This window comes from Serratia sp. L9 (genome assembly GCF_050632285.1).
In the GTDB taxonomy this organism is placed as follows: Bacteria; Pseudomonadota; Gammaproteobacteria; order Enterobacterales; family Enterobacteriaceae; genus Chania.
Window position 1 is genome coordinate 695193 of the sequence record NZ_CP192591.1, and the last position, 12411, is coordinate 707603.

Consider the following 12411-nt stretch of genomic DNA (forward strand, 5'->3'; position numbering starts at 1 on the left):
TTGATTTTTCTAGAGTGTATCTTTTGTTGGCTCCCAACGGCAAAAGTCGTCGTTAGCTACCAGTAGCAATTCTCGCCCTTCAGGCCCGTCCAACCAAGCAACGCTCACCGGTTGGCTACTATTGGCCGCACGCTGCGCAATCCAGTCCTCTGCCTGCTTATCCAAGCCTGGTTTTACTGTTTCGCCACTGCACAACTTGACCGTTCCTGCTTGCCATTGCCCCTGCAGCAACCGTACACGGCCTGCATTGAGCGCATCACTCACTTCCAGAATACGACGAGCCTGATACTGGTAGAGCGCGATATCATCATTGGACAGTTTCTGGCGCTGGGTGGCCAGTTGGCGCTGCATAAAGCTGACCGTGCCATTTTCGGTAAAACGCAGTTGAATAGAGTCGCGATCGCCATCGGCATCGTTGCGTTTAATCTGGTACAGCACCCCATTCTGGTATTCGTACAGCGTGGAGATCGTCCCCGATCCACGATAAGGGCTATAGACGCTCATCAGCACCAGAGGGCGCTGCTGGCTATCATCCCTACGCCAAACCCGGACCACACCTTGATCGGCCACAAAACCACTGGCGGTAAAAACCGGGGGGCAGAACGGAAACTACAGGCGCTCAGGCTGCCGACAACTGCGGCCACCATGAGCACCCGTTGGATAAACAAAAGGGGCGCTATCGCCCCCTGTCAAATCTCACCAACACGCTGTTAGGACTTAACCGCGTCTTTCAGTGCTTTACCAGAAACGAAAGCCGGCACGTTAGCTGCTGCGATTTTGATTTCTTTACCAGTCTGTGGGTTGCGACCCGTACGCTCGCTACGATGGTTTACCTTGAAGGTACCGAAACCAACCAATTGTACTGCATCACCTTCTTTCAGAGACTCAGTAATAGCAGCCAGGGTAGATTCCAGAGCCAGTTTAGCTTGTGCTTTGGACAGGTCAGCCTTGTCTGCGATTACATCAATCAGTTGAGTCTTGTTCATAAGTTATCCTTACAGTGTGTTTATCGTTTGCAAAGCATCGAGTGCGACGGATATGCCGATGGACAGCACTCTCCTGCATACACGCACCGATAGCCACTTTTTTCGCCCCCCAAATGTAGACCAGACAGGGTGCGGATGTGAAGCCTTAAGGCATGACAAATCAGGCGTTAAATCACGTTTTCTTGCCTTATTGCGTTAAATTTATCCCAATGTTACTTACCGCCGCTTCACGCAGGTCAGATCGTAACCCTTTGATCAGATCTAAATCGCGCTCTTCGCATGCGGCCAACAGGCGGAAAATCTCCCATTGAATGTCCCATTCCTCCTCAACGGCAGGCAGAACTTTCAGCTCTTCTTCGGTCATTTCTTTACCGGCTTGGGTCATTTCCAACATCGCCACGGTGCGAATTGATGTTTCGCTGATGGCGATGGCATGCTCCAGCGTCTCCCCGCTGAGGCGTGAATGGATCAGTTCCCCTAATGCGATACAGGCATCGATCGCCGGGTAAACACCGTAAAGATCGTAATCTTCTGCCGAAGGGATCGCCTCTTCCAGCTTTTCCAGTTGACTGTCAAAGTTGACCTTGGCGTCTTTCACCACCAGCGTCTCCCAGATCAAATCCAGAATACGACGATAAACTGCAGGATCGCCAAACTCTGTTTGCAGGCAGAACATCTGGTAATTCGGGTACATACGCTCACACAGACTAGCCATAAAGGTCAAATGTTGCCAGCTCTCAAGCTTTTCCAAGCGTAAATGAATCGGGTTACGTAGCATTATCTACTCTCTTACTCGTTATCTGCCGCGCAGTGTACCCGAAATCGCTCATTGCGACATCTCTGGATGCTGCGCTAACCAGCGTACAAAGGCCGGGCGGCGTGAAGCTATGGCATCAGCCCAACGCGTGGGTTCAGGCAAGCGATAACCCGCCATACAATGCTGCACCCAGGCCAGTGCGCTGTCGGTACCAACGCGATGGCCGGTGGCGATAAACAATGGATTACAGCGCGCTTTGCTGCGCCATACCCATCCTAGCTGTTCCCCCTGTCTTCCAGCGGAGCCAGTGCGCCAGCCGCAGCATCCAGCGTGGCGAATTTGCCACACAGGCGTTTCTTTGCCACGCCAATGGTGGGGACGTTGACCAGCAAACCAAAATGGCTGGCAACCCCCAAGCGCCGCGGATGTGAAATACCATGGCCATCGACAAAGATCAGGCTGGGTTTTTGCTGCAGTTGCTCCCAGGCGGCGAGCAGCGCCGGGTACTCACGAAACGAAAGAAATCCAGGGATATAAGGCATGACGGTGTTGATACGGGCTATCTGATACTCCACCAGCTCCAATGAAGGATAACGCAGGATAGCAATGGCGGCGCGAGTCACCGCGCCTTCTTGCTCGAAACCGACATCGGCACCGGCAATAAACGCCGGTGGATCCTGTAAAAAATCATCGTGACGGATGACTTCCCCGGCGCGCAGCAGTTGCTCGGCACGCAGAGCTGATGTATCAATCACAGCGTCTCCTTACGGTTCAGCGATGGTACTTGGCTGAAAGCGCATGCACCGCTTCCACAAATGCGCCAGCATGTTCAGGTGGCACATCCTGATGAATACCGTGACCCAGGTTAAATACATGGCCATTGCCATGACCAAAGCCAGCCAGAATGGTGTCTACCTCCTGCGCGATACGTGCCGGCGAAGCATAAAGCATGGAAGGGTCCATATTGCCCTGCAGAGCAACTTTGTCGCCCACACGGCGGCGCGCATCGGCAATATCGGTGGTCCAATCCAGGCCAAGTGCGTCACAGCCGGTAGCAGCCATCGCTTCTAGCCACTGGCCGCCGCCTTTGGTGAACAGCGTCACCGGCACCCGACGCCCGTCATTTTCACGCAGCAGGCCATCGACAATTTTATGCATGTAGTGCAATGAGAATTCGCGATAATCACGACCGGTCAGTACGCCGCCCCAGGTGTCAAACACCATCACAGACTGCGCCCCGGCTTTGATCTGGGCGTTGAGGTAAAGAATGACGCTGTCTGCAAGCTTGTCCAGCAGCAAATGCAGCGTCTGCGGTTCGGCGTACATCATTTTCTTCAGCTTGGTGAACGCCTTACTGCTACCGCCTTCCACCATATAGGTAGCCAACGTCCACGGACTGCCAGAGAAGCCAATCAATGGCACTTCACCCTTCAGCTCACGGCGGATGGTGCGAACTGCATTCATGACATAACCCAGTTCATCTTCCGGGTCGAACGCTGGCAGTTTTTCTACATCCGCACGGCAGGTGACAGGTGAAGAAAAACGCGGACCTTCACCGGTTTCGAAATAGAGCCCAAGCCCCATGGCATCGGGAATGGTAAGAATGTCGGAGAACAGAATGGCGGCGTCAAGCGCATAACGGCGCAGAGGCTGTAACGTCACTTCGCAAGCCAGTTCGGCATTTTTGCACAACGACATGAAATCACCGGCCTGGGCGCGGGTAGCTTTGTACTCCGGCAAATAACGACCGGCCTGACGCATCATCCATACAGGGGTGACATCCACTGGCTGGCGCAACAGGGCACGCAGGTAGCGATCGTTCTTCAACTCATTCATTTATTGGGTTCCCTTGATAAACTGCCGTCATTGTACATTATTCTGCCCGGCACAGTGCCACAGTGTCCTCAATCAAGCGGCGTGCCACGGTGCCTGGCGGTGGCAACATCGGCAACTGGTCATATCGGTACCAGCCCGCATTGAGCAACTCTTTCGGATCGTGACGCAGCTCGCCTGCCTGGTATTCTGCCATAAACGCCATCATCAACGAATGAGGGAACGGCCAAGGTTGTGAAGTCACATAGCGCAAATTTTTAATAGCGATGTTGCTCTCTTCCATCACCTCACGCGCTACGGCCTGCTCCAGGGTTTCCCCGACTTCCACAAACCCGGCCAGCACGGTATGTATCCCACCACGATGACGCACATGCTGCGCCAACAGGATCTCGTCATCACGGCGAATAGCGACAATCACGCAGGGAGCAATCTGCGGGTAATAACGCTCACGGCAGTTATCACAAAGGCAGGCACTTTCGGTACGGCTGAGATGCATTTCATGGCCGCAATAACCACAGAAGCGGTGAGAGCGATAAAAATCGGCCAGTTGCACACCGCGCCCGGCCAGCTGAAACAGGCCGCGATCGAGACTGAGCAGTTGCCGGACCGAACCCATTTCCCTCGGCATTGGCTGGCGCACCAACCAGACGGTTGCGCCCTCCCATTCACCAATTTGTCGGGCCAGTTGGCCGTGCAATGAAAATGATGCCGCAGAACCAAACGGCAGCTCACCCTTTGGTAACCAAATTTTGCTTTCGTGGCTGATGATCCACCAGCCATTCTCGTTACCCGTTAATGTAAGTTCCATATGTTGTTGCACAACCTCGGCTTCACTGGCAATCTAGGATTGGTCTTGTTACATTTTATTTACTTATTCGTTCTATTACTCACGGAGTCAAATATGCTCAATCGGTTAGAAAGCCTGACTCAACGCGTTGGTGGCAGTAATGAATTAGTCGATCAATGGTTACAGGCACGCAAGCAATTGCTGGTTGCCTATTGCGCGTTGGTCGGAATTAAACCCAACAAAGAAAAGCATACGCCGCTGAACGAAAAAGCGCTGGAGAACTTTTGCCATAATCTGGTGGATTATCTCTCCGCCGGGCATTTTCACATCTACGACAAAATTATCAAACAAGTAGAAGGCTCTGCCAGTCCAAAAATGGCGCTGGCTACCAAGTTCTATCCAAAGTTACAGGCCAATACCGAAACCATCATGGAGTTCCACGATCGCTACACCGAAGTGGTTATCGATCAGGATGTTTGCCTGGAACTCAATCAAGCCCTTTCCGATATCGGCGAAGCACTGGCATCACGTTTCGCATTAGAAGATCAGTTGATCCAACTGGCCGCAGAAACCTGGCAACAGGGCAGCCTTGGTACGACCCATTCAGAAACCCTGGGAAACCCCGCCTGATTTAAGCCTACCCGGTCACTTTCATATTGCGGCAACTGCACACTGCGCCCTTAAAGGGAGAGCCCATGGATCGGGCTTACCATGAAAGATGAAGGGTAAGCTTGTAGTTTTTACCCACACTCATATACTGAAGCCTCTTGTCGGAGTGCCTAGCGCTGATTTGTCATCAAATTGGCCAGGCTGAGACCGTTAATTCGGGATCCGCGGAACCTGATCGGGTTAATACCCGCGAAGGGAACAAGAGTAATCTATCGCCACAGGCAAGATTTTCCCGCTAACGGGCTATCTGCCTTACCGGCCACCATCGTTACTCCCTCCGAGCTCCAGACAAGCAATTTTCCAAACATCACAACACTGATAGGAATTTGCTATGTCTAATGTGAATAAACCCCGTGCCCGTAAAGACCAACGCGATCAAGCTCAGAATTTCATCGATTCTCTGCAAGGCGTAACCTTCCCTAACTCAAACCGTATCTACCTTGAAGGTTCGCGCCGCGATATTCAGGTACCGATGCGTGAAATTCAGCTCAGTCCGACGCTGACTGGCAGCAATAAAGATCATCCTCAGTATGAACAAAATGAAGCCATTCCGGTGTATGACACCGCTGGCCCCTATGGCGATCCACAGGCAACCCTTGATGTGCACCGTGGCCTGGCAAAGGTGCGCGCTGGCTGGATCGCTGAGCGTGCTGATACACAAACCCTCGACGGCGTCAGTTCCGGCTTCACCCAGCAGCGTCTGGCGGATATTGGGTTGGATCATCTGCGTTTTGAGCACCTGCCGCAGCCACGCAAGGCCCTGGAGGGTAAATGCGTAACCCAACTGCACTATGCTCGCGCAGGTATTGTCACGCCAGAGATGGAGTTTATCGCTATCCGTGAAAATATGGGGCGTGAGCGTATTCACGGTGAAGTGCTGCGCCAACAGCATCCAGGGCAAAGTTGGGGAGCTAACCTGCCCGAGAATATCACGCCGGAATTTGTGCGCCAGGAAGTGGCCGCTGGCCGTGCCATCATCCCCGCCAACATCAACCACCCGGAATCCGAGCCGATGATTATTGGCCGTAATTTTCTGGTCAAGGTGAACGCCAATATCGGCAATTCAGCAGTAAGTTCTTCGATTGAAGAAGAAGTAGAAAAGCTGGTGTGGTCTACCCGCTGGGGGGCTGACACCGTGATGGATCTCTCCACCGGGCGCTATATCCACGAAACCCGTGAATGGATCCTGCGCAACAGCCCGGTACCGATTGGTACGGTGCCGATCTATCAGGCGCTGGAAAAAGTGAATGGCGTAGCCGAAAACCTGACCTGGGAAATGTTCCGCGACACCCTGCTGGAGCAAGCTGAGCAAGGGGTCGATTACTTCACTATCCATGCTGGAGTATTGCTGCGCTATGTGCCGATGACCGCCAAGCGCCTGACCGGCATTGTCTCCCGTGGCGGTTCGATTATGGCCAAGTGGTGCCTTTCGCATCATCAGGAAAACTTCCTCTACCAACACTTCCGTGAAATCTGTGAAATCTGCGCCGCTTATGATGTCTCGCTGTCACTGGGTGATGGTCTGCGCCCTGGCTCTATTCAGGACGCGAATGACGAGGCGCAATTCGCCGAACTGCACACATTGGGTGAACTGACCAAAATTGCCTGGGCATACGACGTACAGGTAATGATCGAAGGCCCAGGCCACGTTCCGATGCAGATGATCCGTCGCAATATGACCGAAGAGTTGGCGCATTGCCACGAAGCGCCGTTCTACACGCTCGGCCCGTTAACCACCGATATTGCCCCGGGTTATGACCATTTCACCTCCGGTATTGGCGCTGCGATGATCGGCTGGTTCGGCTGTGCGATGCTTTGTTACGTAACGCCGAAAGAGCATCTGGGCCTGCCCAACAAAGAAGATGTCAAACAGGGGTTGATCACATACAAAATTGCCGCTCACGCCGCCGACTTGGCGAAAGGCCACCCTGGAGCACAGATCCGGGATAACGCCATGTCCAAAGCGCGCTTTGAATTTCGCTGGGAAGATCAGTTCAATCTGGCGCTGGATCCCCAGACTGCCCGCGCCTACCACGATGAAACGCTGCCGCAGGAATCAGGCAAGATTGCTCACTTTTGCTCCATGTGCGGGCCGAAGTTCTGCTCGATGAAAATCTCCCAGGAGGTGCGTGACTATGCCGCCGCCCTTGAGACAGCCAAACCCATCGAAGTGCAGTTAAGCGGCATGGAGAAGATGTCTGCGGAATTCCGCTCACGCGGCAGCGAACTCTACCACAGCGCCGCCAATCTGCAGGAGGAGGTTAACAATGACTGAGATCACTGCGCCCTTCCCCGCGACCCCACACAAACTGGGCCTATACCCGGTAGTCGACAGCGTTGAATGGATCGCCCGCCTGCTGGAGGCAGGCGTTACCACCCTCCAGCTACGCATCAAGGATCTGCCAGAAGAGCAGGTGGAAGCCGATATTGCTACCGCCATCGCCCTCGGCAAGCGCTATCAGGCACGGCTGTTTATCAACGATTACTGGCGATTGGCGATCAAACATCAGGCCTACGGCGTTCATCTGGGGCAGGAAGACCTGGCTACCACCGATCTGGCGGCAATTCATCGGGCCGGGTTACGGCTGGGGGTTTCTACCCATGACGATGCCGAACTAGCGCGGGCGATAGCGGTGAAGCCTTCCTATATTGCGCTGGGGCACATCTTCCCGACCCAAACCAAAGAAATGCCTTCCGCTCCCCAAGGGCTGGCAGAACTGAAACGCCACATCAGCGGATTACAGGATTACCCGACGGTGGCAATCGGTGGGATCAGTATCGATCGGGTTTCTGCCGTGCTGGCCTGTGGCGTCGGCAGTGTTGCCGTGGTCAGCGCCATCACCCAGGCGCCAGACTGGCGCGCAGCCACGGCACAGCTACTGCATCTGATTGAAGGCAAGGAGCCATGCGATGCTCAATGACCAAGAGTTTCTGCGCTACAGCCGCCAACTGCTGCTGGAAGATGTCGGCCCTGAGGGGCAGGAAAACCTGAAACAGGCTACGGTGCTGATCGTCGGGCTCGGGGGCTAGGCTCCCCGGCCGCGCTGTATCTGGCTGCCGCTGGCGTAGGTACATTGCTGCTGGCCGATGATGACAAGCTGCATATCTCCAACCTGCAACGGCAAATTCTCTATCGGACCAGTGATGTCACCACCAGCAAAGCCCAGCTGGCACAGCGCCATTTGCAGGCATTGAACCCTCTGGTGGAGTCGGTTGCCTTGGCGCAGCGTCTACAGAAGGCGACGCTGAATGACGCCGTGGCTCGTGCCAATCTGGTACTCGATTGCAGCGATAATATGGAAACCCGCCATGCCGTTAACGCCACCTGTATAGCCGCAGGCGTGCCTTTGATCAGCGGCAGCGCGGTTGGGCTCAGCGGCCAACTGCTGGTTATCGAGCCACCCTATGCCCACGGTTGTTATGTTTGCCTCTACCCGGAACAAACTGAACCGCAGCGTAACTGCCGCACTGCGGGCGTACTTGGCCCGGTCGTTGGCGTGATCGGTACGCTCCAGGCGTTGGAAGCGATCAAAATGCTGGCCGGGATGCCCTCCCCCTCAGCGGTAAACTGCGCCTGTTCGACGGTAAACAGCAAAGCTGGCGCACCCTGCAACTGAGCAAGGCCAGCAACTGCCCCGCCTGCGGGGGCTCAGCATGAAAATAACGCTGAATGACCAACCGCTGGAACTTGAGCAGCCGATAAGCGTTGCGGCTTTACTCGAGCGGCTGGAACACCACCAGCCCGGCAGTGCATTGGCGATAAACCAGACCATCATTCCACGCACCGATTGGGCAACCCGTCAGGTGCAGGACGGTGATGATATCCTGTTATTTCAAGCGATTGCCGGAGGCTGACATGCTGCAAATCGCCGATACCACTTTTACTTCCCGCCTGTTTACCGGCACCGGTAAATTCGCTACGCCAGCCCTGATGCTGGCAGCGCTGCAATCATCCGGTTCCCAGCTAGTTACGATGGCGATGAAACGCGTCGACCTGCATGGCGGTAACGACGCTATTCTGGCGCCGTTACAACAGCTGGGAGTGAAACTGCTCCCCAATACTTCAGGTGCCAAAACTGCCGGGGAAGCAGTGTTCGCCGCCCGGTTGGCGCGCGAAGCGCTGGGGACCAACTGGGTAAAACTGGAAATCCACCCAGACGTGAAATATCTGCTGCCGGATCCGATAGAAACGCTGAAAGCGTCAGAAATTCTGGTTAAAGAAGGCTTTGTCGTGCTGCCTTACTGCGGAGCAGATCCGGTGCTGTGCAAACGATTAGAAGAAGCAGGATGTGCCGCCGTAATGCCGCTGGGGGCGCCGATCGGCACCAATCGCGGGCTAAGAACCCGTGATTTCCTGGAGATCATTATTGAACAGGCTAAGGTGCCCGTAGTGATCGACGCTGGGATCGGTGCCCCCAGCCACGCGTTGGAGGCCATGGAATTGGGAGCCGATGCGGTGCTGGTCAATACCGCGATTGCGGTGGCGCGCGATCCGGTACACATGGCTCAAGCCTTCCGGTTGGCAGTTGAGGCAGGCGAATTAGCACGTGACGCCGGGTTAGGCCGCCGTCAACAAGCCGCCGCGGCATCCAGCCCGCTAACGGCCTTCCTCAGCCGAACAGAGGAGATGCTCTGATGGCCGATGATTTTAGTGAACGCTTGCAACAGTGGGATTGGGATGACCTCACTCTGCGTATCAACAGCAAAACAGCCCGTGATGTTGAACATGCGCTTACTGCACAGAGGTTGTCGCAGGATGACTTCATGGCGTTGATTTCCCCCGCAGCGGCCGCTTATCTGGAACCCCTGGCGCAGCGTGCGCAGCAACTCACTCGTCAGCGTTTCGGTAACGTAGTGAGTTTTTACGTCCCGCTGTATCTCTCAAACCTGTGTGCCAACGATTGTACTTACTGTGGTTTCTCGATGAGCAACCACCTCAAGCGCAAGACGCTGGATGCAGCAGAGATCGAGCAGGAATGCCTGGCCATCAAGGCGCTTGGGTTTGAGCATCTGTTGTTGGTCACCGGAGAGCACCAGCGCAAAGTCGGTATGGACTACTTCCGCCAGCATATTCCCACCATTCGGCGTCATTTCAGCTCCGTGATGATGGAGGTTCAACCGCTGGCACAGGAAGAATACGCCGAACTGAAAACCCTCGGTCTGGATGCTGTTTTGGTCTATCAGGAAACCTATCATCCAGCAACCTACCAGCAGCACCACCTGCGTGGCCAAAAACAGGATTTTCATTGGCGGCTAGATACGCCGGATCGTCTGGGCCGCGCCGGGATCGACAAGATCGGCCTGGGGGCGTTGATCGGGCTTTCCAGCAGTTGGCGTACCGACTGTTATCTGTTGGCGGAACACCTGTTCTATCTACAGAAAACTTACTGGCAAAGCCGTTACTCGATTTCATTCCCCCGCCTGCGGCCCTGTGCCGGTGGTATTGAACCGGCCTCGGTGATGAGCGAGCCACAGTTGGTACAGTTAATCTGTGCCTTTCGGCTGTTTGCACCTGACGTTGAGCTTTCGTTATCGACCAGGGAATCCGCCTTCTTCCGCGATCATATGATCCCGGTGGCTATCAATAGCGTCAGTGCAGGTTCAAAAACCCAGCCAGGCGGCTACGCCGACGATGTTCCGCCAGAACTGGAGCAATTTGAACCGCACGATAGCCGGACACCTCAGCAGGTCGCCCAAGCCATCAGCGCCGCCGGATTGCAGCCAGTTTGGAAAGACTGGGATGATTATCTGGGACGAACCACGCAACCCTCTGCAACGATTACAGGGCCACTTTAATAGCGCGGGAAGCATTGCGCAAAGCAAGCAAGGTTGGCTGGTGTGGAAAATGGGCACCGCTATAGTGGCGGTGTTGGTTATCAAACCTGAAGCCAACCAAGGCTACCTCCCCCTCTGGGTAGCCTTGCCTTACCAAACACCGGAGCGTATGAGATCCCTCATGCGTCTCCGGTTTCTTATTTACCGGCTTCAATCTACTGCCTGAGGCTTCATTCTCATGCCGACTATTGCCGAAAGCAGGCATCCCGTTGCCAGATAGGCGGCAACCAGGTGCCAGGAACCGCCCATAAACTCCACCAGCAATACCGCAATAAACGGAGTGAAACCGCCGCCAACAACGCTAGCGACCTGATAACCCACGCCTGCACCGCTATAACGATACGCGGTGCCAAACAGTTCGGTAAACATCGGCTGCTGCACGCTGACGAGCATATCGTGTGCGACGTTTCCGAGCATGATGGCGAAGAAGATAATCATTAAGGTATTGCGGCTCTCTAGCGCCATGAAAAACGGGATCGCGCTGGCAAACCCGATTAATGCGCCCGTCACATATATCCTGCGCCTGCCAAAGCGGTCTGCCAAGTAGGCAAAGCAAGGGATAGAAACACAGCTTACCGCCCCCACCAGCAGACCGATATTAAGGAAGATGTCGCGTGAGAGGCCAAGGTGGGTAGTGGAGTAATTCATGGCAAAAGCTGTAACGATGTACATCGTCAGTAACTCGCCATATCTCAAGGCGATGATCAATAAAAATGCCTTGGGGTTTTGCCGCAACGCCTCAAAAATCGGGAATTTACGTATTTTGTCAGCTCGGTCCTGCAGAGTCTTGTTGGCTTCGAACTCCTGCGACTCATCCATGCCGTTACGGATCCACCAGGCAATCGCGACCAGCACCAGGCTGAACAGGAAAGGCAAACGCCAGCCCCAGTTGATAAAATCCTCATTTGAAGTCACATGGCTAACCAGAGAAACTGACCCGGTCGCCAATAACAGCCCGACACCGAAACCAATCTGTACCCCACTGCTATAAAAGGCCTTTCTCTTTTTCGGTGCGCTCTCTACGGCCAGCAGGGCTGCGCCCCCCATTCACCGCCGACGGCAAACCCTTGAATAGCCCGCAGCAGAACCAGCAATACCGGAGCCCACCAGCCAATTGAACCAAAAGAGGGCAACAGGCCAATCAACGCCGTTGAGATCCCCATCATCCACACGGTAATCATCAGCATGCGTTTGCGACCCAACTTGTCACCGAAGTGGCCAAACACCATGCCGCCCAATGGGCGGAACAAGAAGCCGACGCCAAAGGTGCCAAACGCCGCCAGCGTTCCCATCGTAGGACTGACCTGAGGGAAAAACTCGGTGTTAAATACCAGAGCGGCAACTATTCCGTACAGCAGAAAGTCGTACCAATCGACCACGGCACCAACAAAGCTCCCCCATGCGGCGCGGCGCGCTCGCCTACGGGAATAGCCATTTTGCAGGGTTTGTAAGGTTACATCGCTGCTTGCAGAGGATGCATTACTGATTGCTGTTGAGGTATCCATGCCTATCCCGTTATTTTAACTTTACAGCACTGTACAACA

10 protein-coding genes, 4 pseudogenes and 1 riboswitch are annotated in these 12411 nt (G+C 54.6%); of the genes and pseudogenes, 7 read left to right on the forward strand and 7 right to left on the reverse strand.

Annotation, left to right across the window (positions count from 1 at the left end; genetic code table 11):
• Positions 1–9: 9 nt before the first annotated feature.
• From ACQ86O_RS03315 to nudC, 6 genes and pseudogenes are all read right to left on the reverse strand, one after another.
• Positions 10–662, reverse strand: a pseudogene (locus ACQ86O_RS03315) (DUF1481 domain-containing protein).
• 48 nt (positions 663–710) lie between these two features.
• Positions 711–986, reverse strand: a complete 276-nt coding sequence (gene hupA / locus ACQ86O_RS03320; RefSeq protein ID WP_024914152.1) for a nucleoid-associated protein HU-alpha — start codon at positions 984–986, stop codon at positions 711–713.
• Positions 987–1173: 187 nt separating this feature from the next.
• Complete coding sequence (locus ACQ86O_RS03325; protein ID WP_431224121.1) at positions 1174–1764, reverse strand: YjaG family protein; 591 nt, start codon at positions 1762–1764, stop codon at positions 1174–1176.
• 48 nt (positions 1765–1812) lie between these two features.
• Positions 1813–2498: pseudogene (gene nfi / locus ACQ86O_RS03330) on the reverse strand (deoxyribonuclease V).
• A 16-nt stretch (positions 2499–2514) separates the two neighbouring features.
• Positions 2515–3579, reverse strand: coding sequence for a uroporphyrinogen decarboxylase (gene hemE, locus ACQ86O_RS03335; protein WP_431224122.1), 1065 nt, complete (start codon positions 3577–3579; stop codon positions 2515–2517).
• Positions 3580–3616: 37 nt separating this feature from the next.
• Positions 3617–4384 (reverse strand): NAD(+) diphosphatase, encoded by a 768-nt coding sequence (nudC, locus tag ACQ86O_RS03340; protein ID WP_431224123.1) that lies wholly within the window; start codon positions 4382–4384, stop codon positions 3617–3619.
• A gap of 93 nt (positions 4385–4477) precedes the next feature.
• Here nudC and rsd point away from each other — a divergent pair, with 93 nt between their 5' ends.
• The 7 genes and pseudogenes from rsd (at position 4478) to thiH (ending at position 10828) form a co-directional block, all read left to right on the forward strand.
• Positions 4478–4993, forward strand: a complete 516-nt coding sequence (gene rsd / locus ACQ86O_RS03345; protein ID WP_431224124.1) for a sigma D regulator — start codon at positions 4478–4480, stop codon at positions 4991–4993.
• Between the two features lie 131 nt (positions 4994–5124).
• Positions 5125–5247: riboswitch (TPP riboswitch) on the forward strand.
• Positions 5248–5363: 116 nt separating this feature from the next.
• Positions 5364–7307, forward strand: coding sequence for a phosphomethylpyrimidine synthase ThiC (gene thiC / locus ACQ86O_RS03350; RefSeq protein WP_431224125.1), 1944 nt, complete (start codon positions 5364–5366; stop codon positions 7305–7307).
• The gene (gene thiE, locus ACQ86O_RS03355; RefSeq protein ID WP_431224126.1) at positions 7300–7953 is read left to right on the forward strand and encodes a thiamine phosphate synthase; all 654 of its coding nucleotides are present in this window, start codon (positions 7300–7302) and stop codon (positions 7951–7953) included. Before thiC ends, thiE begins: the two co-directional genes overlap by 8 nt.
• Positions 7943–8690 (forward strand): annotated as a pseudogene (locus ACQ86O_RS03360) (HesA/MoeB/ThiF family protein). The gene thiE and the pseudogene ACQ86O_RS03360 overlap by 11 nt, the downstream one beginning before the upstream one ends.
• Positions 8687–8887: a sulfur carrier protein ThiS gene (gene thiS / locus ACQ86O_RS03365; protein ID WP_431224127.1), complete on the forward strand. Its 201-nt coding sequence runs from the start codon at positions 8687–8689 to the stop codon at positions 8885–8887. The pseudogene ACQ86O_RS03360 and the gene thiS overlap by 4 nt, the downstream one beginning before the upstream one ends.
• A gap of 1 nt (position 8888) precedes the next feature.
• Positions 8889–9668 carry a thiazole synthase gene (locus ACQ86O_RS03370; protein WP_431224128.1) on the forward strand — a complete coding sequence of 260 codons (780 nt, stop codon included), beginning with the start codon at positions 8889–8891 and terminating at the stop codon, positions 9666–9668.
• The gene (gene thiH, locus ACQ86O_RS03375) at positions 9668–10828 is read left to right on the forward strand and encodes a 2-iminoacetate synthase ThiH (protein ID WP_431224129.1); all 1161 of its coding nucleotides are present in this window, start codon (positions 9668–9670) and stop codon (positions 10826–10828) included. Before ACQ86O_RS03370 ends, thiH begins: the two co-directional genes overlap by 1 nt.
• 189 nt (positions 10829–11017) lie before the next feature.
• Here thiH and shiA read toward each other — a convergent pair.
• A pseudogene (shiA, locus tag ACQ86O_RS03380) lies at positions 11018–12372 on the reverse strand (shikimate transporter).
• Positions 12373–12411 lie beyond the last annotated feature (39 nt).